General features: G+C 37.4%; 20 protein-coding genes. 12 read left to right on the top strand and 8 right to left on the bottom strand.

All coding sequences use genetic code 11. From position 1 onward, the window contains the following. Positions 1 to 4: 4 nt before the first annotated feature. Positions 5 to 1,261, bottom strand: coding sequence for a glycosyltransferase family 4 protein (locus tag IWX76_RS15820; protein ID WP_196860998.1), 1,257 nt, complete (start codon positions 1,259 to 1,261; stop codon positions 5 to 7). A gap of 303 nt (positions 1,262 to 1,564) precedes the next feature. Here IWX76_RS15820 and IWX76_RS15815 point away from each other — a divergent pair, with 303 nt between their 5' ends. Together IWX76_RS15815 and IWX76_RS15810 are read left to right on the top strand one after the other, a co-directional pair. After that, a complete protein-coding gene (locus IWX76_RS15815; RefSeq protein ID WP_196860997.1) occupies positions 1,565 to 2,503 on the top strand; it encodes an SDR family oxidoreductase in 939 nt (312 codons plus the stop codon). Beyond that, positions 2,503 to 3,609 carry a glycosyltransferase gene (locus tag IWX76_RS15810; RefSeq protein ID WP_196860996.1) on the top strand — a complete coding sequence of 369 codons (1,107 nt, stop codon included), beginning with the start codon at positions 2,503 to 2,505 and terminating at the stop codon, positions 3,607 to 3,609. The genes IWX76_RS15815 and IWX76_RS15810 overlap by 1 nt, the downstream gene beginning before the upstream one ends. Before the next feature lie 32 nt (positions 3,610 to 3,641). On the opposite strand, the gene IWX76_RS15805 is transcribed toward IWX76_RS15810, so the two are convergent. Genes IWX76_RS15805 through IWX76_RS15785 form a run of 5 tightly spaced genes read right to left on the bottom strand, consistent with a single transcriptional unit; the run spans position 3,642 to position 9,075 of the window. After that, positions 3,642 to 4,772, bottom strand: coding sequence for a glycosyltransferase family 4 protein (locus IWX76_RS15805; protein WP_196860995.1), 1,131 nt, complete (start codon positions 4,770 to 4,772; stop codon positions 3,642 to 3,644). Beyond that, on the bottom strand, positions 4,769 to 5,458 hold the full coding sequence (locus IWX76_RS15800; RefSeq protein ID WP_334642072.1) for an acyltransferase: 690 nt from the start codon (positions 5,456 to 5,458) through the stop codon (positions 4,769 to 4,771). The genes IWX76_RS15805 and IWX76_RS15800 overlap by 4 nt, the downstream gene beginning before the upstream one ends. After that, the gene (locus IWX76_RS15795; RefSeq protein WP_196860994.1) at positions 5,455 to 6,885 is read right to left on the bottom strand and encodes a hypothetical protein; all 1,431 of its coding nucleotides are present in this window, start codon (positions 6,883 to 6,885) and stop codon (positions 5,455 to 5,457) included. The genes IWX76_RS15800 and IWX76_RS15795 overlap by 4 nt, the downstream gene beginning before the upstream one ends. Beyond that, positions 6,882 to 7,820: a glycosyltransferase family 2 protein gene (locus tag IWX76_RS15790; RefSeq protein WP_196860993.1), complete on the bottom strand. Its 939-nt coding sequence runs from the start codon at positions 7,818 to 7,820 to the stop codon at positions 6,882 to 6,884. The genes IWX76_RS15795 and IWX76_RS15790 overlap by 4 nt, the downstream gene beginning before the upstream one ends. After that, positions 7,813 to 9,075, bottom strand: coding sequence for an oligosaccharide flippase family protein (locus IWX76_RS15785; protein WP_196860992.1), 1,263 nt, complete (start codon positions 9,073 to 9,075; stop codon positions 7,813 to 7,815). The genes IWX76_RS15790 and IWX76_RS15785 overlap by 8 nt, the downstream gene beginning before the upstream one ends. A gap of 85 nt (positions 9,076 to 9,160) precedes the next feature. On the opposite strand from IWX76_RS15785, the gene IWX76_RS15780 reads away from it, so the two are divergent. Further along, entirely contained in the window at positions 9,161 to 10,519 is a 1,359-nt protein-coding gene (locus tag IWX76_RS15780) for an undecaprenyl-phosphate glucose phosphotransferase (protein ID WP_196860991.1), read from the top strand. A 112-nt stretch (positions 10,520 to 10,631) separates the two neighbouring features. Here IWX76_RS15780 and IWX76_RS15775 read toward each other — a convergent pair whose 3' ends face one another. Further along, positions 10,632 to 11,219, bottom strand: a complete 588-nt coding sequence (locus IWX76_RS15775; RefSeq protein ID WP_196860990.1) for a Crp/Fnr family transcriptional regulator — start codon at positions 11,217 to 11,219, stop codon at positions 10,632 to 10,634. Between the two features lie 366 nt (positions 11,220 to 11,585). Between IWX76_RS15775 and IWX76_RS15770 the strand changes: the two genes are divergently transcribed. The 5 genes from IWX76_RS15770 to IWX76_RS15750 all read left to right on the top strand — a co-directional run bounded on the left by IWX76_RS15770 (position 11,586) and on the right by IWX76_RS15750 (position 17,229). Continuing rightward, a complete protein-coding gene (locus tag IWX76_RS15770; protein WP_196860989.1) occupies positions 11,586 to 12,224 on the top strand; it encodes a DUF6266 family protein in 639 nt (212 codons plus the stop codon). A gap of 8 nt (positions 12,225 to 12,232) precedes the next feature. After that, complete coding sequence (locus IWX76_RS15765) at positions 12,233 to 13,408, top strand: hypothetical protein (RefSeq protein WP_196860988.1); 1,176 nt, start codon at positions 12,233 to 12,235, stop codon at positions 13,406 to 13,408. 239 nt (positions 13,409 to 13,647) lie between these two features. Next, positions 13,648 to 14,298: a DUF6266 family protein gene (locus IWX76_RS15760; RefSeq protein ID WP_196860987.1), complete on the top strand. Its 651-nt coding sequence runs from the start codon at positions 13,648 to 13,650 to the stop codon at positions 14,296 to 14,298. 536 nt (positions 14,299 to 14,834) lie between these two features. Beyond that, a complete protein-coding gene (locus IWX76_RS15755) occupies positions 14,835 to 16,283 on the top strand; it encodes an MBOAT family O-acyltransferase (protein ID WP_196860986.1) in 1,449 nt (482 codons plus the stop codon). 124 nt (positions 16,284 to 16,407) lie between these two features. After that, positions 16,408 to 17,229, top strand: coding sequence for a hypothetical protein (locus tag IWX76_RS15750; protein ID WP_196860985.1), 822 nt, complete (start codon positions 16,408 to 16,410; stop codon positions 17,227 to 17,229). A 14-nt stretch (positions 17,230 to 17,243) separates the two neighbouring features. Here the strand turns inward: IWX76_RS15750 and IWX76_RS15745 are convergent, their stop codons facing one another. Next, positions 17,244 to 17,969, bottom strand: a complete 726-nt coding sequence (locus tag IWX76_RS15745) for a tyrosine-protein phosphatase (RefSeq protein ID WP_196860984.1) — start codon at positions 17,967 to 17,969, stop codon at positions 17,244 to 17,246. 187 nt (positions 17,970 to 18,156) lie between these two features. Here IWX76_RS15745 and IWX76_RS15740 point away from each other — a divergent pair, with 187 nt between their 5' ends. From IWX76_RS15740 to IWX76_RS15725, 4 genes are read left to right on the top strand one after another with little or no spacing between them, the layout of a single operon-like run. Continuing rightward, a complete protein-coding gene (locus IWX76_RS15740; RefSeq protein WP_196860983.1) occupies positions 18,157 to 18,426 on the top strand; it encodes a hypothetical protein in 270 nt (89 codons plus the stop codon). Next, positions 18,419 to 19,720, top strand: a complete 1,302-nt coding sequence (locus tag IWX76_RS15735; RefSeq protein ID WP_196860982.1) for a nucleotide sugar dehydrogenase — start codon at positions 18,419 to 18,421, stop codon at positions 19,718 to 19,720. Before IWX76_RS15740 ends, IWX76_RS15735 begins: the two co-directional genes overlap by 8 nt. Position 19,721: 1 nt before the next feature. Continuing rightward, positions 19,722 to 20,711 (top strand): SDR family oxidoreductase, encoded by a 990-nt coding sequence (locus tag IWX76_RS15730; protein ID WP_196860981.1) that lies wholly within the window; start codon positions 19,722 to 19,724, stop codon positions 20,709 to 20,711. Between the two features lie 12 nt (positions 20,712 to 20,723). Continuing rightward, positions 20,724 to 22,619, top strand: coding sequence for a DCC1-like thiol-disulfide oxidoreductase family protein (locus IWX76_RS15725; RefSeq protein ID WP_196860980.1), 1,896 nt, complete (start codon positions 20,724 to 20,726; stop codon positions 22,617 to 22,619). The last annotated feature ends 2 nt before the right edge of the window (positions 22,620 to 22,621 follow it).

Here is a 22,621-nt window from a genome sequence, read left to right as displayed (position 1 = left end):
TATATTATAGTGAAAGGTTAATTTGTTGTAAACCGGCATAATGTTTTTCGCTGTTAATCAGCTGATGGATATGCTGTTCTGCCTGTCCTCCCATGTGTTGCTGTAATTCCAGGTCATGATACAATTCATTTATTTTTTCTGCAAGCTGGTTGCTGTTGCCAGCCTCAAATAGCAGTCCCGTACGCCCATCAATGACCATTTCGGGAATGGCACCAATTTTCGAGCCAATTACCGGTTTCCCCATAGCCATGGCTTCGACTACGGTAAAGCCTAAAACTTCATACCATTCAGAGGGACAGACCAAAAAAGCCGATTTTCCAATCCATTCCAGTGTTTCTTTTTTTGTTTTTTTGCCCAGGAAATCTACCTGGATCAATTGGTTGATTTTGGCGTAAGTTTGAAGCATCTCCAACTGTGTTCCGGTGCCAATAATTTTTAAGGGAATGGTAGGGTGAGCCTTCATGGCTTCCAGCAAGGTATGTGCTCCTTTTATTTTTTCCAGACGCCCAACAAATACGATAGGTGCATGTTGAGCAAATCTTTCCTGAACGGGGGCTGTGGCGTGTTGAGCAGATCGGGCCTCAGCAATCTCTTTATAATCATAACCATGGTATAATTGAACCAGCTTCTCCTTAAAAAAGTTAAACTGTTTAAACTTCTCGTAAAGAAAAACAGAGGGGCAGATGTAATGGTCTACATATTCGTAGTAGTTGAGGTATTTATGTACATAGTTCTCCATGGAAGCCACGATACTTGCGGGAAGGGAGCCTTTTTTGCATTTATTGGTTACACAATGGTGAAAAGCACCGCCAAAACATTTTTCACAGATTTTTCCATGACTGATAAAAGTGCTTTCCGGGCAGATTGGGGTATATTCATGCAGCGTCCAGATAATGGGAATGCCCCGTTTTTTTAGTGTTTTTAAAATGGCAGGGGTGATGTAATGGTGGATCACGTTAATATGGGCAAAGTCAATTTTTACCACATCAAGCAATCTTTCCAGTTTGTTCTGGGCTTCTGTTGAGTAGATACTGGTTTTAACTACTTTAAGGCCATCAGTTAAACTTTTTTTGTTGACTTTTTTATAGTCAATATGTTCAATAAAATATTCAGCATAGGGTGAAGGGAAATTCCTGTTGTCTTTCATGGAAAAAGGAATTACCTGGTGCCCATGTTCACGGTACAATTTGGTGATGTGTTCTACATATGTCCAATCGCCGCCACTTGGATACCAGGTCCAATTTGCTACCAAAATATTCATTACTTTTCCTTTAAATTAATTTTCAAATAAATTGGCATAATTTTTATACACCTTAAGCAGTTCCTGCATCAGGCTTCAAAGATGCTTGTATTATATCATTTTATTAATTAATCAGGTGAATATTTGGTCAAATTTGGCCTTTTTTTATATAAAAAGATCTTATTGAAGCCGGAAACAGAGATAAGCGTAACAAAAACATTGTACGGTCAGTTTAAAATGGTTAATTTTGGCACCAGGTCAATTTATAAACTAAGACTGCAGCCATACAATTGGGAGAGATAGATTAATGGCTTTAAAACCCCTATGAAGAAGAAAATTTATATAGCCGGAGCGGGCGGAATGCTAGGTGAAGCATTTTATACAGTTTTTAAAGAAGAATTCGAACTTAAATGTACGGATAAAGATGTCAACGAAAACTGGCTTGACTTTTTAGATTTTAGGGATTTTGAAAAATATAAAGAAGATGTTCACCGCTTCCAGCCTGACTATCTTTTTCACCTGGGTGCTTATACCGATCTGGAATACTGCGAAACTCATCAGGACGATACTTACCTTACCAACACCACATCTGTAGAAAACGCTGTTTATATTGCTAATCAACTCAATATACCGATACTATATATTAGTACGGCAGGCATATTTGATGGCCAAAAGGAATTTTACGATGATTGGGATGAGCCGAACCCACTTGGGCATTATGCCCGTTCCAAGTACATGGGCGAACGTTATGTACGGGAACATGCCAAAAGACACATCATTTGCCGTGCTGGCTGGATGATGGGTGGCGGACCAAAAAAAGACAAAAAATTCATCAATAAAATTATTAAACAGTTAGCTACCGGTACCAGGGACCTTCATGTAGTTAACGATAAAGACGGTACGCCTACTTATACTGTTGATTTTGCAAAGAATGTAAAATTGCTGTTTGAGAAAGAATACTGGGGACTGTATAATTTAGTGTGCAATGGGGAAACCAGCAGACGTGAAGTTGCAGAAGAATTGGTTAACATTTTAGGCTTAACAGATGAGGTTACTTTTCATGAAGTATCATCCGATTATTTCAAAGATACCTATTATGCACCTCGACCAACTTCAGAAAGATTGATCAATAAAAAGCTGAATTTACGAGAAGCGAATTTGATGCGCGATTGGAAAGTATCTTTAAAAGAGTATGTAGCCAATTATTATACAGAATATCTGGAAGAAAATCTATATTCTGCAAAAGATACGGTTTCCATTTAATGATGCGTATTGCGGCATTTGGTTTCCGTTCTATCCCTCCAGCTAAAGGTGCAGCCGGTGCCGACAAGTTTGCCATGGAACTCTTTCCACGGTTGGTTAATCGTGGTCATCAGGTTGTCGCTTATAACAGACAATACCCAGATGTATTTGTTGATGTAAACGAATACAAGGGCGTTAAAATTAAAACTTTCAAAACCGTTGCGACCAAAGGCTTCGATACCCTGTTGCATTCTTTTAAATGCACCTGGGATATTATCGTTAACAATACGGCTGAAGTAGTTCATATTCAAAATGGTGGTAATAGCATTTGGGCATTACCTTTACGACTCTTCGGAAAAAAAGTATTTATCAGCCAGGATGGTGTAGATTGGAAACGTGACAAATGGCCCTGGTATGGTAAGTTATTTTTGAAATTATCATCCTATTTAACGGCACACCTTCCCAATGAAGTCATCTTCGACAATGTCATTGCAAAGAAGCTTTTTGAAGATCGTTTTCATAAAAAATTTACGTTTATTCCCTTTGGTAGTGAAGTAAGCCCATGGATCGATGATGAAGATGTTTTATCTCAAAACAACCTGCGAAAAGGGGAATACTACCTATTTATTGGCCGCTTTATTCCTGACAAAGGACTTCATTACCTCATTCCTGCCTTTACCGCTTCTCAATCCTATAAGAAACTTGTGCTGGTTGGGGGATCGCCCAATCCTTCTCCTTATGAGCAGGAAATCATGAATATGGGAAATGACCAGGTGTTATTCCCGGGTTATATTTATGGCGACCAGGTTAACACCTTAATTAGAAATGCATATTGTTATATCCAGCCCTCTGATGTAGAAGGTTTATCTCCAGTGGTGCTTACGGTGATGGGGCTAAATGTACCGATGATTGTAAGTGATATTGAAGAGAATGTCTATGCCGTACAGGATACCGTACGTATGTTTGAAAAAGCGACTATCCCTTCGCTTACTGAAGAAATAGATTACTGCGAAACACATTATCCGGAGATGCAGGCCCTGGCTTTAAGAGCACAAGAACGTGCATTAAGTGTTTTTAATTGGGAGAATGTGGCTGACGAGCATGTTAAAATCTTTCAAAACAGGTAGAAAATTTACGTTATCTTGAAATTGTTGTAAAATTATTGCATTTTAAATATCGCAACCAATTCTTGAGCTGTTTTTTTCCAGGAAAACTGCTCTAACCTTTGTGTTCCATTTGCTATCAATTCCTTACGTAAACCCTCATCAGCTAATGCCAGTTTAATTTTATCAGCGATGTTTTCTGGAAAGAATGGATCAAACTGCAACACCGCATCACCACCTACTTCAGGCAAACAGGTGTTATTTGCTACCAATACTGGAACACGGTGTTTAAAGGCCTCTAAGATCGGGATCCCGAATCCTTCGTTCAGGGAAGGAAAGACATATAATCGAGCATGTTGGTAAACCAGGCTTAACTCCTCATCACTTAAGTACCCTGTAAAGATCACGTCTTTTTCTAACCTATGCAATTTAATCGCTTCCAGAATGAGCTGGCCATCATTGCTATCCTTTTTAGGGGCAGGAGGGCCTGCAAGTACCAATTTTAAGTCTGGGTAACCTGCGTCTTTGACTAATTTAAACGCCTCGATCAGTGCTGGTATGTTTTTACGTTTAAACAGGGAACCCACATGCAAAAGATAATCAGCTGCTCCTGAAACAATCTCTGCGATAGATCTGCTGTTTATATTATTCCCAGATCCATCCAAGTCAAAAGATTTTGGACCCTCATGGACCACCACCAACTGCGTTAATGGGATATCTGTGTATTTCGCGATTTGCTTTTTTGCATATTCGGTCGGTGTAATGATGACCGGCGAACGTTTTGCAGCAGGAATAGCTGTGCTGTGGTAAAGTTCAAGCCAGAGTTTACCATAGTGTTCCGGGTTCTCAAAGAAAAAGGCATCATGAAATACCGGTACTGTTTTATATCCCAAATGTATCAAAGGGACAAAATTATCGGTACAAAATAATATGTCACAACCTTTAGCCCAGGCTTTTAGAGGTAGAAATACTTGTTTCCAAAGCTGGTAACGCAGGTGTTCTACATATTTCAGTAAATTGCTATCTGTACCCCATACCGGGATAGGGGTATCCAGGAAATGAAATTCTACCATAGGGTCATTCATTTCCCTAAAGGCCTTGCAAACTTCTTCTAAATATGTTTTTGTCCCGGTTTTGGCCAGTTGTAAATCCCGGATGTCGACCCCAATAATCAATTTTTTACTCATGCCCTGCTTTTAATGATCCGTGCCGGAACACCAGCAATGATAGAATAATCCGGACAACTTTTGGTCACTACAGATCCCGCTGCAACCACACAACCTTTACCAATATGGACGCCGTCTAAAACTGTTACCCGGCCACCTAACCAGCAATGATCACCAATTCGCACGCCTAATCGCGTTACACCCTGGTCTTTAATGGCAACGCCAGGTTGCTCATAATTATGATTTTCAGAAAATATCTGCACACCCGGACCAATGATCACTTGTTCACCGATGTGGATACCGCCTTGCCCTCCAAGGTAAGCGCCTGCATTGATGCCGGTGCCTGTTCCTATATAAATACCTTTCCCCTGATGTGCAATGACTCCTGTGCAGATTAATATAGAATCTCTGGCAATGGAAACATTGTCTCCGGTAATAATGCCATCTTCCGATAAGGCATTGATAAACACGTTATCTTCGATAATAAGGTTTTTACCGGCAGTAAAATGTCTCTTATGGCGAAGATGGACGCCCGACCCCACAAATAGCAAACCTTTACTTTCTTGTAAAAATAGCTTCATCAACACACCTCGTAATAATTGAACGACACGTACTAAGGATATGGCCATAAGATCTACTGGCGCATAAGTGCTTTCCCATTTATAGTTGGGGTCATTTTTTAGTTTTCTGATGATCTTTTCTATCATGCGTCAGTTGGTGTAGTCGGTAGAGGGGGTAATGTTTGCAAAGCAGGTTCCAGGCGCCTGGGTTCGCCCTGCGCCATGATAACGGTCATCATGATACCCGAAAAAAACCAGTTCATGTAAGAAATATACGAAGAGCTTTCCACTTCAGAGGTTAATAGCGGTATAAAAAAACCTATTTTCATAAACAATACGGCCATGCAAATCTTACGCTCCTTACCATTTAAATAGGGTAACCATTTCACCCCTAAACGGATAAAATTCAGGTAAATGAAGAGGTATAGAAACATGGCAATCACACCTGCTTGCACCCCGATAATGATAAATTGGTTTTCACCTCCAACATTTTCACCCAAAGAACCGGCAACCCTGCCTGAAGAACCAAGACCTAAACCCAAGGGGCTGTCAATCATGGCCATAATACCCTGGATCCATTCTACAAGGTGCCCTACGCTGGAAGGGTTGCTAAAATCAATAGTGTTGACCACTACCTCCATGATGCCACTGGCCGTGTCTTCAAAGCGGGTCATCAGGTATACTACATAAGCGCCAACCAAGCCAAATCCAATGTGGATGGTGTTGGTGATTAACTTCTTACGCGTAAGCAGGGCATAGAAATAAATCATCACGAAATAACTGGCAAAAGGGGCACGAGATAAAGCAAGTGTTATGGAAATAAAGGTAGCTGCTAATGCAGTCATGCCGATTGGTGTTAACACCAACTTATTATCATCTCGTGTATATAAGGCCATGATAAACGCCAGGGCCAATAAGGTTGCTGCTGCATGTTCTAATGGGTTGGCAAAAAAACTAGCAAAACGTTTATAGCCACCTTCCGATTCGAAGGTGGTTGTTAAACCATAACTGCCACTCGGCTCGAAGTTAAAAAAGTAGAAACTGTATTCTGCATAACCCGTCCTGGTTTGCAGGTGTGTTTGGAGCAGGTATTCACCAATCACTACCGCACCGGCAGCAATGGTTAACACCATGATGTAGTTGAAATATTTATTGATGTAAAGGTTACGTAGGTCGAGCAGGCGACCAGTAAAATAAACCATTACAAAAAACGACATGCTTTTGAAGGCCATCAGGCGGTTTACGAAGCTCTGTTCCCCGATAGGTGCCAGTGCATAAAATAAGGAGTAAAGAAAAAAGCTGAGAATGAGGTAATCCAGGAGGTGAAACCTTGGTTTTTGTGTCAAACTCATGATGTTTAAACCCAGGACGCTGAAAATCATCAGCTCTTTAAAAAATTGAAATACGGGTATCAAGTCTTTTAAACCGAAAGAAAATGCCACTGACATGGCGGTAGTGTATATCGACAAGCCAAATATTAAAAAAAGCAACATGGCGTCTTTATTTCCCCTAATGATCTCCCTCAGGCTCATGATGAAAGAAACGATAAACAGGAGCGGAAAAATAAACATCATAAGGGCCAAATTAAGGCTTTTGGCGTAAAAAAGCCATCTTTTAAACCCTTAAATAAATAACCAGCCTTTTTTTTGCGCCCCCTCAGGATAAAATAAGCCAGAAGACCGACAAAATAAGGCGCGTTATACAAAAACATCAAAGGATAAAACAAAGGATTGCCGTAATTCCGGAAAAACCAGATTTTATTGCGGCTCACATAATAGTGGATGATTGGGCTTAAGGTGCCTTCTTTATCTTTAGCCGCTTTTCCAGATGCCCCAGCTTCATGGTACATGGAAACGGATGGTAGATAATGCAGTTCATATCCTGCAGCACGAAGCCTGTAAGAGAGTTCCACATCTTCATAATAGAGGAAAAAACGCGCATTAAAACCACCGGTTTTTGCTAACACAGTATTGCGCAGTAAACAGCAACAACCAGTTAGCCATTGCACTTTGTTAAATTGATGCTGGAGTTCTTTTGTTTTTTTATGATAGGTATAACCAAAAACTCCGTTGACATAACAGTCGCCATTCCAGATGCTGGTCTTGTCGTGCATCCAATAAATAGCAGGTTGTACACCTCCCGCTTGCTGATGGTTTTCCAAATGGTTTAATAAATCTGAAACTACATCCGTTTCCACCAGGGTATCCGTGTTTAATAATAACGAATAGCCATAACCTTGTTCCAGGCTATACTTTAAGGCCCGGTTATTTCCTTCCGCAAAACCGAGGTTTGTTTGGTTGTCGATATAAGTTAAGGTTGGAAAAGCCATACGTAAAATGGGTAATGATCCATCCGTAGAACCATTATCTGCCACGATGATATTAAAATTTTTCTTGTCGCAAAAACGATTTAAAGAATGGATACAAGCGATGGTATGCTGAGGGGTATTCCAGTTTAATAATATAACTGCAACAGGTTTTTGGGTAGACTTCAACGATTGCTTATCCATATTTTATCGATGGTTTAGTGACCACATACTGGTACATCAAAAGGCCAGCAATTTCAATAATCAACGTAAAAGATCCAACCCACAAAGGGTTTGTTAATTGTAATAAACAATAGGCCAGTACTATAGCTAAGCCTAATAATACCATCGCGATTCTGAAGATATACACATTGTGGTTTTTCAATAACTGGTCCAATACGTTCAATACGTTTAAAGCCGAAATCGTTGGTACTAAGGCCATGATCCTTAAAAACAACACAGCCGTTTCATTCTCTTCCCCTGAAAGCACCTTTACTGCAAATGGGGCAAAGACGAATAACAAGATGGAACCCATGAAGAATATGCCGGTAATGATCATTTGCATTCGTTTTTTATAGCGTTTCCATAATCTCGGACTGAGTTTGTATAACTGTGCCGATTTAGGGTAAACTGCATTTGATACTGTGATTAACAGAATACGGCAGGAGCCAATCACCTTGTCGCATAAGGTATAAGCGCCTAATACCGGTGCTGTGCCCCATTTTGCCAATGCAAATATGATAATGCTTTGCTGCAGGTTATTGGAAATGTTGTTTATGGTCAAGTAAAAATTGCTGCGGGCAATATGGAGCAGATCCAATTTAACTGGTCCTGTAAAACGAAGATTAAAATCGCGTATGGCAATATAGAGCAGGTAAGAATAGGTAGCTACAGTAGCCATTCCCATAATAAAATTAACCCAGATAGCATCTTGTGCCCCATCTATAAAGAAAAAAAGCAATACTATCGCTGCAATTTTCGACATTACGTTGGTGATGTTATACAAACGAAGTTTTTCAATACCAATAAAAAAGAATAAGGGATTAAGCACTTCACTTAACACGAGGGGTAAGGAAAATAGAATAAACAAATAATATTGAATGGAAAACCACTGCAGGACAAACAGGAGCAGTAAGTAAGCGATGAATAAAAATACGCGTATCCAAAGCGTATTGTAAAAGACACTTTGTAAACGAGGCAGCTCCTTCACGTGGGCAGCTATATCACGAATACCCGTTTGGTTGGTTCCGTAATTTATGACTGTACCTGTGAGCACTGAGAACGTATTGGCCAGCATCACAAAGCCAAAAGCTTCGATGCCTATCTGATGTGTGATGATTGGGAAAATTAAAATCAGCAACAGAATATTTGACAACTGGATGCTGCTTAAATTGAGGAAATTAGCGATAATGTTCGTTTCCTTAATTCGGGTATAAGAGCTGATTAATAGTTGTTTCAATTGCTGTCGTTAGGTAGGCGAATTTAAAACTATTTAATGGTAAAGTGGTAAAACGACCTATATTTGAGGAAACTTTACCCCATCAATGAGTGAAACCAATCGTGCTTATTATAAAGCAATAAGTATCCTGTTTGATCTATTTCTGGTTAACTTAACCATGTATCTGGCTTATGAAACATCGTTAAACCTCTTACATGTTCTTTTCATTAACGTTTTATGGATAAACCTTACGCAGCTTACTAAGTTATATATTGACCTTTTTGTAAAGGATGCCATACCTACTATAAAACAAACTTTATGGAGTTTGTTCCTATTCATAGCAGTCATGATGGTCATTGAGCTTGCCGCACCTGAATTGAGTGCATCTTCCAATCTCTTTCTGTTACTGTCTCTATTTTTTACCCCGGCCTTACTTTTTGGTAAAATAGCATTTCTGCTACTTCGGCGTTCTAAACGCACAAGTTTGATCAATTATAAACAGGTTGTCATTATCGGTGCCGGGCCATTAGGAAAAGAATTAAAAGAGGTTTTAGAAAGTAATACAGACCTTGGTTATCAGGTGAATGGATTTTTTGATAATTATCCTTCAGCTAATGATAACTTGAATATATTAGGAAAGGTTGATGATTGCATGGCTTTTGTCAAAAATAATAATATCACAGAGGTGTTTTGCGCTTTACCAAATCCCTCCTTCGATCAGGTTGATTTTTTAATACGCCAGGCTGATGCCGAAATGATCCGATTTAAATTGGTTCATGATGTCCAAAACTATTTTAAGAAAACCGTGCATGTACAATTATACGGTCATCTCCCTGTTTTCAGTCCAAGAAAAGAGCCGCTGGAAAATAGGGGTAATCAATTTGTTAAACGGGTTTTCGACGTTAGTTTTTCAATATTTATCTGTCTGTTTATCATGAGCTGGTTAGTTCCCGTATTCGCTTTGTTGATCAAACTGGAATCCAAGGGCCCGGTGTTTTTCAAACAGTTGCGATCGGGTAAAAATAACCGACCATTTTACTGCCTCAAATTTAGAAGCATGCAAGTAAACGGTGAAGCCGACACCAAGCAGGCTTCATACGCTGATAGTCGGATTACCAGGATTGGTGCTTTTATGCGGAGAACAAGTTTAGACGAGATGCCACAATTTTTTAATGTGCTGCTTGGCGATATGTCAGTTGTTGGCCCAAGGCCGCATATGTTACAACACACTGCGGCCTATTCTGCCATCATTGATCAATTTATGGTGCGTCACTTCCTGTTGCCTGGTATTACCGGGTGGGCTCAGGTGAAAGGGCTGCGTGGCGAAACTAAAGATGACCAGGCTATGGAACAACGTGTTAAGCTAGATATCTGGTACTTAGAAAACTGGTCAATATTTCTTGACCTAAAAATTATATTCCTTACGATATGGCAAATTTTGACTGGTCATAAAAATGCCTGGTAGCTTGTATATTTAGGTTCACATATTTCACATATCCCTAAATTGTTTTTTTTGATAAAAATAAAGACAAAATAAGTTAAGCATTTAGCATGCAAAAACTTAACTTATTTGATTTTTAGCTCATGCGGCTTTTCGCTTTGCTGATCGCCTGTTCTGTAACCCCCATCAAATCTCCCAGATATTTCTGTGATACGAAATTTATAACCCCTGGGTACTCTTTGTTAAAGGTATGTAGTCGATTTTTAATTTTCCCTTTCATTAATATGCGATTCCGGTTTAGATTCTTTAACACCTGTTTTACATTGTAAGTATTCATAAGCTCTGTAATAAAGGGTTCCTCTTCACAAATACTCATCCAGGCATGGAAATTTATGTGCATCACTATGGCCTTATTCTGGCAAAATAGTCCAGCGTTAGTAGTACCGGGTGTTACCAGACTAGGCGTGCCTATAATAAATTCATTGGCCTGAAAAAAGTTAATATGTTGTTTTTGTTTGCCAGTCTGCTCATAGTACATAATAAAACCATCCAAAACAAAGTAGATGTCTTTACAGATCTTATCTGGTCTCAACAAGTGTGTTTTTTCTGATAATGTTAACACTTCCATCTTACTTATCAATTTGTTTTTATGGGTGTTCATCAGCTGCCCGGCAGGGTCAAGTACGTTAAAAATAGTTGTGAAATTGAGTTCGCTAATTTCCATGATTAGTTGTTAAAAGGTTTGATTAATTAGTTTTAATATTGGTTATAGATTTTTGATAAATGTGTAGCGGACATCAATAATAGATAAAATAATTATACAATACAAAACAATATGGAATGGAAAAATAAAGTATCGTTTAATTCCCAGATAAGCTGCAGTACGGCTATAGTCTGGTTCGTCGTAAAGATCGAGTCGCGTCCGACTTGGCTCTGGAATTCCTCTGTACAAGCAGGGGAAAAACCTCCTAATGTAGCGCCGATGGCGATACTAAAGAATTGGCGTCTGGGTTTTTGCCTGGAACCCTGGATGAAAATATTATTAAGCCCTTACTATCTCTATTAACAACTCTACTAAGACCTACAAACAATGGCAAAATTGAAACGCGGCATTCTCGGCCAATTATCGGGAAAAATTGGTCCGGTGGTTACATCCACCTGGAAAAACACAGTTTACGTTCGGGCAATGCCCCAAAGAATAAATGACCCGAAAACACCTGCTCAAGTCGCAGCCAGGGAGAAGTTTAAATTTATTCACAACATGCTGCGGCCTTTAAGGCCATTTATCAAAGTAGGGTTCCGGCACCTGGCAACGGAGGTTATGGAAATTAATCTTGCATTTTCATTGGCCTACCGCAAAGTAGTCACCGGAACTTATCCGGATCTGGTGGTTGATTATAGTCAATTGGTACTAAGTGAAGGACGTTTATTACCCTTAAAGGAACCAGAGATGATAGTTGATGATGCGAATAAGCTTACTATAAGCTGGGATGCGGATTTTAAAGCTTATAGCTCCTATAGTGACCTTGTGATGTTGGTCACTCATTGTCCGGCCTTAGGTTTAGCCGGTGGTTTAATAGGCGGTTTTGAACGGGGTGAACGAAATTGCAATTTCACTATACCACCAATGATGATAGGCCAGGACGTTGATGTATATATCAGCTTATTTGCTGTTAATGGTAAAGAGGCCTCAAACAGTCAATACATGGGAAGGGTTAGGCCGGTATGAAAACGCAAATGATCATTCTTAAAGAAATGGTGCTGGATACTTTAGATCCACAAATGGTGCAAAATTTTTCTGTTGAAGAGCTAGAGGAATGGCGGACTGGCGTAGCACAGGCCGTGAACAAGTTAATTAACGCCATGCGTGAAGAAGTTTATGGCTCTGTGGATGACCACCTGGTTAAAAGACATATTCAGCAGGTTCAAAATGACTGTACTTTTTTACTTCAATCCTTGCAGACACAACCTCACATGGACGGACTTTTATTTGAATTACAAACCGTCCTGCGTGAGGGCATGGAAAAAGTATTGCGTTACATTGAAAAACACCATGGCCGCTATTTTAGTTTAAAGGTGCCGATGCCGATTAGTTTTTTCAAAATTTCTGTTGACGAACTGGCTCCCCAGTTGGACCTGTTAAAAATGGGCATGAAGAAAAAACAAGTAACCTCCATCTTGCAGGAATTAATTTTAAAGTGCTTCTATGATTACCTAAAAGCCGGTGAAGCCCCTTATGAGCGGATGCATTATATGAATAACCTATATGAGGCGCTCATGCAATTATGCAAAAATGCACCGGTTGATGATTTTAACCAACTGCTGGTTGAATGTTTAATTTTCCTTTTATTTAATGATCCAACGTTTGAAAGTTATGTGAAGGCCAGGCTGATCGAGAAATTTAACACCTTGTATAACGTGACAGAAAAACTGCAAGCGCTCTACCAGGTAGAGAAATCAATTAAAATGATGCAGGAACGAACGAGTGCCTGTTATGATCCTCAACGTCCAAATCTAAAATTAGTATTGCTGGCCTTTATCAAAGCGGAGATTAAGTTTCTCACTAAAAAACAAAATGCGGCATTGATTCTGAGCATCGAGGGTCAGACAAAAATGAACAGGATGATCCAGCCACCTGAATACCGCATTAAAATGACATTTTCGGCTGATGCTTTAGCTTATTTCCTGCGTTTGTTAATTGAAGCAAACATCATTGTGGCTGTGCCCCGTTCAGAACTGCTGGTCTTTATGGCCAGGCACGTACAAACCCCCGGAATAGGACAGGCCTTCCTCTCTCCAAATAGCTTGGGTACCAAATATAAACAGGTGGTTCAAACAACAGCTAAAAATGTCTATGCCGCTTTAATGCGCATGCTTAAAATTCTGAACAAGGATTTTAACCTGAACATGTAATACTTAGATTTTTTATATATCCCGTCTTACCAAATAAGGCGGGATTTTTTTTGTACTAAATTTTTGCGTTGTAACGCCTGTAAAAACACAGTTTTCAGGCCTAAAAACAGGAGGGGTGTAGTACCCCTGGGACTGATTAAGGTTTAACTGATTCCTTCTATTTGTAAGGTGATGCAGAACTGGAAAGACCAGATCGCATCCCGAATAGACAAATTTTTAAACAATTAATTTTAAACAAAATGGGAATTATTGAAGGAGGAATCCTTGGTGGATTCAGAAACAAAACAGGTGCAGTTATCGGAGCTTACTGGCGTACGCTTCACACGATGAGAGGCCTTCCGCGCAAAAGCGGTAAAGCTGCCACACAACAACAATTGGATCAGCAATCCAAATTCAGACTTATCATAAACCTATTGAGTAAGGCGCAGTCAATTATTGACAAGGGTTACAATTCGGCCGGTAGGGTTGCAACATCCATGAACATGGCCGTGTCAGATAACCTTGCCCGTGCGATCGCTGGTGTATCACCATTATTCAACATCGACTATCCGTTAGTGATCTTTAGTAAGGGAAATCTGGATGATGCAACCGACGTTACGCTTGAAGGTATCGCTACGGCAAAAGTAGATTTTCACTGGAGTTATAATGCCGTATCCGGTGAGTCAGACCGAGCGACTGATGAGGCAACTTTGCTTGTGTTTAACCCGACGAAAGACAGGTTTGTGAAACTCGAAGCTGCGGCCTTAAGATCGGAGTTAGGTTTTGCATTACAGATGCCAGCCAATTATGTTGGAGACACGGTACATGCGTATGTAATTTTCTTTTCGCAAACGAATAAGAAGAAAGTCTCAAAGACGACATATGCCGGTCAGGTAGTTGTAATTGCATAAGTGCAGTAAGTGGGAGCCTGATCGTTAAAGATCAGGCTCTTTTTTTGTTTCCTTAGGCCATTGACTACTGTCTATATGCTTTGTTACACCACAAGTGTCGCATTGGTAATTTCTATAGGTACGCCAAAAAATAAGGTGCTTGTAAAAAAATGATTGTGGTATTCGAGTAATTAGATGCCCCTTTAAACAGGAGCGACATTTAATATATTCTTTTTCTTCGTTTAACCAGGAGAGAGTGTTATTATTCATAATACGGCTAAATTACGTAATAATTAACAAGTGTCTTAATAATTGTAATATTATATTTAAAATATCTATTTGTAAATAAATTAATAAAAAACCATGACAATGTCAGATTTATGTATTGCTATTTTAGATTGTAGTGGTTTAGCATAAACCTAAATCCCAAGATGTCGTAATCAATTAAACACTAGTGCGATGTGCTTAAAATTGGGAAATAAAATTATCTTCGCAATTAATTAGCTAAAAAGCGGTGAATGCCAACCCATACTTACCTATATCAACGATAAAAAATAATGCTATTCAATTCTTTAAGCTTTGCAATATTCCTGCCTGTTGTTTTTTTTCTTTATTGGTTCGTTGCTGAGAAAAAAATCAAACATCAAAACATCTTATTACTTGTTGCAAGTTATTATTTCTATGCTTGTTGGGACTGGAGATTTTTGTTTCTATTAATGTTCACTACAATATTAGACTATGTAACAGGAATCCAGATGTCTCAAACGAAAACCTTAAAAATGAAGAAGTTTTGGTTTTGGCTTAGTATCTTGATAAATTTGGGTTTCCTTGGGATATTTAAATACTATAATTTCTTTGCTTCCTCTTTTGCAGAAGGGTTAACCGGACTTGGTTTAAATGTGAATGTAAGTACATTAAACATCCTACTTCCAGTAGGTATTTCATTTTATACTTTTCACGGGTTATCATATGTTATTGATATTTATAAAGGCAGAATTGAACCTGAAAAGAACTTTGTCGATTACTCTGTTTTTGTTAGCTTCTTTCCCTTATTAGTTGCCGGGCCTATTGAACGCGCTACTCACTTGCTTCCTCAAATTCAAAGAAAAAGAACCTTCAACTATACTCAAGCAATTAATGGATTAAGACAGATCCTTTGGGGCCTATTTAAAAAGATAGTGATTGCGGATAATTGTGCTGCTGTTGCAAATGAAATATTTAACAATTCTGAACAATATTCAGGAAGTACATTATTATTAGGTGCAATTTTATTCACATTCCAAATTTATTGTGATTTTTCGGGTTATTCTGATATTGCGTTGGGAACCGCAAGATTATTTGGTGTAGAATTATTAAGGAATTTTGCCTTTCCGTACTTTTCCCGTGATATTGCAGAGTTTTGGCGCAGGTGGCATATTTCATTGTCCTCATGGTTTAGGGATTATTTGTATTTCCCATTAGGCGGTAGTCGAGGTGGCACTTGGATGAAGGTCAGAAATACTTTCATCATTTTTATCGTTAGTGGTTTTTGGCATGGAGCGAACTGGACATTTATTATATGGGGTTTTTTAAATGCTTTATTTATAATGCCTTCTATCATCTTTAATACAAATAGAAAAAACTTGGATATAGTTGCTCAGGGGAGCTTAATCCCATCGGCAAAAGAAGTGATGGCAATGATTTTCACATTCTCCCTAACGGTTTTTGCTTGGATATTCTTTAGGGCAAATACCGTGTCGGATGCTATACTATTTATTTCGAGTATATTCTCATCTTCAATTTTTGAGATGCCTACTGTAAGTTTATTAAGGCAGTCTTTTATGCCTATCTTATTCATTTGTCTTTTATTAGTTATTGAATGGATCGGAAGGGAAAATCAGTACGGTATTGAAAAGTTTGCTTTTAACTTCCCAAAATCTTTTAGATGGTCATTTTATATTTTTATAGCATTGGTTATTTTTTTGTTTGCGGGTAAAGAACAGCAGTTTATTTATTTCCAATTTTAGACTAATGAAGAGATTTCTAATTTACACAGTTCTATTTCTGATTTTATGTTCGATCCCTTGTTTGTTTTTTTTAACAAGAGCAAACGGGTATACAGACGCTTTCTATAAACGGTTAACTACACCATTGCAAACTTCATTAATAATTGGTACTTCAAGATCGGCGCAAGGAATATTACCGCATATACTCAATAAAGAATTAGGAAGAAATGATATATACAATTATTCATTCACTGTTTCTCACAGCCCTTACGGTCCTGTTTATCTAAAAAGCATTGAACAAAAACTTCAAAAGAACTCAAAAAATGGTCTTTTTATTTTAGCTGTAGATCCCTGGAGTATTTCATCAACAGGAGCCAATCCGAATGATGAGTCTTCATTTAATGAAAATGATCTTTTTTTAGCAGATTTAAGGTCAGTGACGTTGAACCCTAATTTCGAATACTTAATTAAGTATTATGATGATAATTACTTTAGCTTGATTTATAACCATAAGAAAAAAACATTTCTTCATGAAAACGGATGGTTAGAAGTTAATGTAAATATTGAAAACAAAAAAAGCATCGATAATAGCACAAAAAATAAAATAGAGGAATACAGAAAAGATAATTTACCTAGGTATAAATTTTCTAAAAAGAGATTTGAATATTTGAAGTACACCATTGAGCGGTTAAAATCACATGGTATGGTCTATTTGGTTAGACTTCCAATTCATTCAGAAATGATGGAAATTGAAGACAAATTAATGCCGGACTTCAATTTAAAATTGCAGGATCTTGCTACCATCGCAAAGGTTGAATTTTTAGACCTCACTCCAATAAACTCCACTTTTGAATATACAGATGGTAATCACTTGTATAAAACTTCTGGGAAACAAGTGACTAAGATCCTAGCTGATTGGATTAAAAAAACCGATCAAGAAAAATCATTATCTATAACTGGGAAATAATATTGATTATCTGATTAAATTAAGCTTTGATTTTTTAATAATCCACTTTTGACCAATCGTTCAAAATGTTTTGTGGTAGGAACCCGCTTCAGTACTTCTAAGTGTCTTACATGATGAATATCAGTTCCAATAAAATCAATCATGTCGTTATCAATCAGTTTTTCAGCTATTTTTCTAATTGATTTTCCGTAATGGTCTGTTAAAGAAAGAGCATTGACTTGTAACTCAACGCCCAGGTCTTTCAATGTTTTGAAATATTCGTATTCTTTATGGAAAAACAGATATCGCTCAGGGTGAGCTAAAACTGGCTGAAATCCTTTGATGGTAATGTCAAAAATCACACTTTCCAGATCTGGAGGTCTGGAAATCTGACTAAATTCGATTAATAAGCGGTTCCCTGGTAAAGGAATAAGACTATTGGTTTGAAGTTTTTCACTAAATCCCTCATCAAGGTAGTACTCAGAGGAAAGATTTAATGTTATCCCTTCTGGTATCTTTCCTATTAATAATGATTTTCCTTGTTGTAAAGTTTCCTTGGTATTAGGGTGAAAGTCCAGTAAAGTGTGTGGTGTCGTAAATAAATTTGCAAATCCTAGATTTTTTAGACCTGTAATAATATTTATGCTGTCTGTTACGTCTTGAGCGCCATCATCCACCCCAGGAATTAGATGTGAGTGCATGTCTACGCCAATGGCTGAAAAATCGGAAAATTTACTTTTTTTGCGAGTAAAAAAAAACATATTTGACGTGGTTTATTTTTTCAAATATACTGAAGTAAATGAGTAAATAGGTAAACACATGCACAGTGGGCAAGGTTGAATAACTATTATTTAACTGTTGTACAAATACCTTAAATAAAGGAAAATAATTCATCTTAAATATTATCTTTGACACCGTTAAGTAAAACACCGTTTACGAATAAATGAAATGTATAATCAATTGGCACTTTTAGCTAAATATATTCATTTGGGTATGATGGAATCAAAATATTCAATGGTCTCCCAGGAATTAAAAATGTTTTTAAATAAAATAGTTACACAAATCAAACAAGCAAAACTAAGTTTGATGTTAACAAGTTTCATTCAATTTCCACAAAAAACATTTCCTCAATTATTAGTTTTCTTTTTGTATTCAAAGGGGGCGAATTTCAATTATAATAAATCAGTTATTATTTCTTTTAATAAAATATATGCTTAAATCTGTTTCTTCTTCTAAAATTGCTGTTATAGGGCTTGGTTATGTAGGATTGCCGTTAGCAGCAGCATTTGCAAAAAAATATAGTGTAATTGGCTTTGATATTAATCAAAAGCGAATTGATGAATTAAGAACAGGTCTTGACCGTACCTTAGAGCTTGATGAATCTGAATTGCTATCTGTAACGAGAACTGACAAGAGAGAAACCGGATTGTTTTGTACTAATGAAATAGAGGAATTAAGCAGTTGCAATGTTTTTATTGTTACCGTTCCAACTCCAACAGATAAGAATAACCGCCCTGATTTAACACCGTTATATAAAGCAAGTGAAACTGTAGGTAAAGCTTTAAAAAAAGGAGATGTTGTCATTTATGAATCTACAGTTTACCCTGGAGTAACTGAAGAAGAATGTGTTCCTGTATTGGAAAAGATATCAGGCCTAACTTATAATGTTGATTTTTTTGCAGGTTACTCACCTGAACGGATCAATCCTGGGGATAAGGAACATACGGTTACAAAAATTTTAAAAATTACTTCTGGATCTACACCAAAAATAGCAGAATACGTAGATCAATTATATAAATCAATTATAATCGCTGGTACACACATGGCTAGCAGTATTAAGGTTGCTGAAGCAGCCAAGGTAATAGAAAATTCACAGCGAGATATCAACATCGCTTTCGTAAATGAATTAAGCAAGATATTTAGTCGAATGAACATCGATACCCATGAAGTATTGGAAGCTGCTGGTACGAAATGGAATTTTCTAAAATTTAAGCCTGGTTTAGTTGGGGGACACTGCATTGGAGTAGATCCATATTATTTAGCCCAAAAAGCCCAGGAATTAGGGTACCATCCTGAAATCATTTTAGCCGGACGACGTTTAAATGACGACATGGGCGCTTATGTGGCTCAGGAAGTAATTAAGTTAATGATTAAAAAGGATATACAAATCAAAAATGCTAAGGTTTTAGTATTAGGTTTCACCTTTAAAGAAAATTGCCCAGATGTACGTAATACCAAAGTGATTGACGTAATCAACGAATTAAATTCATACAATACGCAGGTCACAGTTTATGATCCATGGGCTAAACCTGAGGAGGTTCTTCATGAATATAATGTGGAAACTACAAATGATTTAGCGCAGCTTAATCAATCGGAGTATGATGCCATTATTTTGACAGTTGGACACGAGAAATTTAAAGACTTAGACCTATCTGTTTTAAAATGCAAAAACTGTGTAATATATGACGTTAAAGGATTTTTGAATAAAGAACTTGTTGATTCTAGGTTGTAAAATGATGTACAATAAAAAATATCATAATATAGATTTAAAAGATAAATCATTTTTAATCACCGGTGGTGCAGGTTTTATTGGTTCAAACTTAGTTGAATATTTGCTTAAATATGGCGCAGGGAAAGTTAGAGTTTTAGATAATTTTTCTACAGGATCACATGAAAACTTGAAGCCATTTCTATCAAATCCATCGTTTGAATTGATTGAAGGAGATATTAGGAATTTAGTGGATTGCCAAAGTGCTGTTCAAGGGATTGATTATGTTTCCCACCAGGCGGCTTTGGGTTCTGTACCCAGGTCTATTAATGATCCTTTAACGAGTAATGACGTCAATATCTCTGGATTTTTAAATATGCTTGTAGCCTCGAGGGATGCGCAAGTGAAGCGTTTCATTTATGCGGCGAGTTCAAGTACTTATGGAGATCACCCGGCTTTGCCAAAACAAGAGGGAAATATTGGCAATCCATTATCTCCGTATGCGGTTACTAAGTATGTTAATGAACTTTACGCCGGTGTGTTCTCAAAAACCTATGACTTCCACACCATAGGCCTGAGGTATTTTAATGTATTTGGACCTAGGCAAAACCCTAAAGGACCTTATGCTGCGGTTATCCCATTGTTTATTGAGCATGCCTTAAAAAATGAGGCACCATTTATAAATGGGGATGGCGAAACCAGCCGTGATTTTACCTTTATTGAAAATGCAGTACAAGCCAATGTGAAGGCATTGTTGAAGGATGATTTAACCCAATACCAGGTTATTAATATAGCGTTTGGCGAAAGAACTACTTTAAATCAACTTTGGACTAAAATATCGGAACTTTCCAAAATTGATTTGTCGCCGATATATAGAGAAGAGCGAAAGGGAGACGTAAAACATAGTCATGCTGAAATTAAAAAGGCAGGTGATTTAATTGGTTACAAACCAGAATTTTCTGTTGTAGATGGAATACCGATTACGTTGGAATGGTATAAAAACAATTTATTTTAGGATAACCATATAATGTTTAAATATATCTTCGATAAGATTAGTCAGTTGTACGATAAAAAAATAAGTGCGAAAGGACTTGCCATTTTCAGAATTACATTTTCTTTTATTCTATTGGGAGAAGTGCTACAATTATTTTATTTCCGCCATTTGATATTCGATAAAATACCTTATTTAATTCCAGCGGAGGTGGATATTTGGCCGGTATTTTTCTTCTGGATTATTGCTATTATTTTTGTTATCCTGGGGCTGTTCACAAGGATCTCATCCATAATCAATTACATATTAACGGTTATCTTGATTGGTACAATAACTTCGTATGAATATCATATGTTTTATACATATTTGATCGTTAATTTCATTTTCATATTTTTACCAATATCTAAGTCAATTTCGATCGATAGGTTATTGCTGAAACTTAAGTACTCGAATACCCGTTTCCGTTATAATCCACCTGAAACGGTTTCTGTTTTGGCTTATTATTGCCCAATTCTACTGGGAATTGGACTAGTATATTTCGATTCCGTGTTTTTCAAATTTAACTCCTCCCTATGGTTAAATGGTTTGGGATTGTGGTTACCTTCATCCTTGCCGCAAACGATTTTATTTGATATATCAACAATACTTAATTTGAAATATCTAGTCATTGCTTTGGGATATTTTACATTATTATTTGAAGCCGTTTTCCTTTTTATATTCTGGAATAAAAGTTACAGGGTTCCTATTCTGGTAATCGGGTTGGGTCTACATATCGGCATATTAATTTGTTACCCTATACCTTTTTTTGCCTTGGGTGTATCAGCAGTTTATCTATTGATGTTGCCAAGTTCAATATGGGATAAATTCTTTAGACGGAAAAAGACTTCATCGGCTAAATTAAAGTTTTATTATGACGGGGAATGTCCTCTTTGTAACAGAACAAGAATTATTGTTAATCACCTGGACACTGGTAATCATATCGAATTTTTAACTGTTCAAGAAAATTATTTAAATGAACCCGCGCTTAAAGATCTTGAATTTGAACAACTTTTAAATGACATTCATTCTGTTGATAGGAAGGGACGAGTTTTTGTGGGGTTAGATACATACATTCACGTCTTTCGCTCCATTTGGTATTTAGTCCCCTTATCCTTCATTTTAAAGGTCCCTGGTATCTACCAATTAGGAAGAAAAGTATATAAGTTTGTCGCGATAAATAGAACAACAGAACGTTGCACAGAGGATAATTGTGGTTTTGTAATACCTGATCTTCCTCAAAATGATTCTGAGATAAAGATTCTTACAAATTACACCTTAAAAGATTTAAAAGTTACAGGAATTTGCATTGGACTCAGTATCCTGATGTTCTTTCAGGTGTTAGTAACTTATAACTCTCCCTTGTTAAAGCAAGTTAGGAAGGAACTTGGTATTTCCAACTTTATAGTGTTCAAAGGAATAGAAAAGGCTTCCAAGACTATCGAACCGTTTACCAAGGCATTTTTCGGCGTTACACATCATGGAGTATTTGTTGATGCGCATTTTAAAGGATATAACCATACTATCGCGGTAGTTTATAAAACTACTTCAGGTGAGGATAAATGGCTTCCAATTTTTGACGCTGATGGCACCCCAGGAAATTATTTATTCGGACCAGTTTGGGCCAAATGGTCTTTTAGATCAAATTCGCCTTTGGTCAATCAAAGCCGATTGAAGGAAAGTATACGTGATTTCACCTCTTTCTGGGCACATAAGAATTCGATAAGCCTAGAAAATGCTAGGTTTGAAATAAGGGTGAAGAAAAATTTAGAGCCCAAGGAATGGGAACATGATTTTTTGAAAAAACAAATGGCAAATCCTTGGCTTGATGGGGGTGAGGTTATATGGAAAAATAAAGCTTTCTACCCTAAAGTAAAGAATATAGAGAACATGTAATG

Origin of the sequence: Pedobacter sp. CAN_A7 (assembly GCF_015752175.1) — a bacterium.
Taxonomy (GTDB): domain Bacteria; phylum Bacteroidota; class Bacteroidia; order Sphingobacteriales; family Sphingobacteriaceae; genus Pedobacter.
The sequence above is the reverse complement of the archived record's forward strand: the minus strand, read 5'-3'. Positions and strand labels throughout refer to the sequence as shown.

Coding starts and splice junctions, on each gene's coding strand:
- IWX76_RS15820 (WP_196860998.1), bottom strand. CDS start 1,261: ATGAATATTTTGGTAGCAAATTGGACCTGGTATCCAAGTGGCGGCGAT.
- IWX76_RS15815 (WP_196860997.1), top strand. CDS start 1,565: ATGAAGAAGAAAATTTATATAGCCGGAGCGGGCGGAATGCTAGGTGAA.
- IWX76_RS15810 (WP_196860996.1), top strand. CDS start 2,503: ATGATGCGTATTGCGGCATTTGGTTTCCGTTCTATCCCTCCAGCTAAA.
- IWX76_RS15805 (WP_196860995.1), bottom strand. CDS start 4,772: ATGAGTAAAAAATTGATTATTGGGGTCGACATCCGGGATTTACAACTG.
- IWX76_RS15800 (WP_334642072.1), bottom strand. CDS start 5,458: ATGATAGAAAAGATCATCAGAAAACTAAAAAATGACCCCAACTATAAA.
- IWX76_RS15795 (WP_196860994.1), bottom strand. CDS start 6,885: ATGATGTTTATTTTTCCGCTCCTGTTTATCGTTTCTTTCATCATGAGC.
- IWX76_RS15790 (WP_196860993.1), bottom strand. CDS start 7,820: ATGGATAAGCAATCGTTGAAGTCTACCCAAAAACCTGTTGCAGTTATA.
- IWX76_RS15780 (WP_196860991.1), top strand. CDS start 9,161: ATGAGTGAAACCAATCGTGCTTATTATAAAGCAATAAGTATCCTGTTT.
- IWX76_RS15775 (WP_196860990.1), bottom strand. CDS start 11,219: ATGGAAATTAGCGAACTCAATTTCACAACTATTTTTAACGTACTTGAC.
- IWX76_RS15770 (WP_196860989.1), top strand. CDS start 11,586: ATGGCAAAATTGAAACGCGGCATTCTCGGCCAATTATCGGGAAAAATT.
- IWX76_RS15765 (WP_196860988.1), top strand. CDS start 12,233: ATGATCATTCTTAAAGAAATGGTGCTGGATACTTTAGATCCACAAATG.
- IWX76_RS15760 (WP_196860987.1), top strand. CDS start 13,648: ATGGGAATTATTGAAGGAGGAATCCTTGGTGGATTCAGAAACAAAACA.
- IWX76_RS15755 (WP_196860986.1), top strand. CDS start 14,835: ATGCTATTCAATTCTTTAAGCTTTGCAATATTCCTGCCTGTTGTTTTT.
- IWX76_RS15745 (WP_196860984.1), bottom strand. CDS start 17,969: ATGTTTTTTTTTACTCGCAAAAAAAGTAAATTTTCCGATTTTTCAGCC.
- IWX76_RS15740 (WP_196860983.1), top strand. CDS start 18,157: ATGTATAATCAATTGGCACTTTTAGCTAAATATATTCATTTGGGTATG.
- IWX76_RS15735 (WP_196860982.1), top strand. CDS start 18,419: ATGCTTAAATCTGTTTCTTCTTCTAAAATTGCTGTTATAGGGCTTGGT.
- IWX76_RS15730 (WP_196860981.1), top strand. CDS start 19,722: ATGATGTACAATAAAAAATATCATAATATAGATTTAAAAGATAAATCA.
- IWX76_RS15725 (WP_196860980.1), top strand. CDS start 20,724: ATGTTTAAATATATCTTCGATAAGATTAGTCAGTTGTACGATAAAAAA.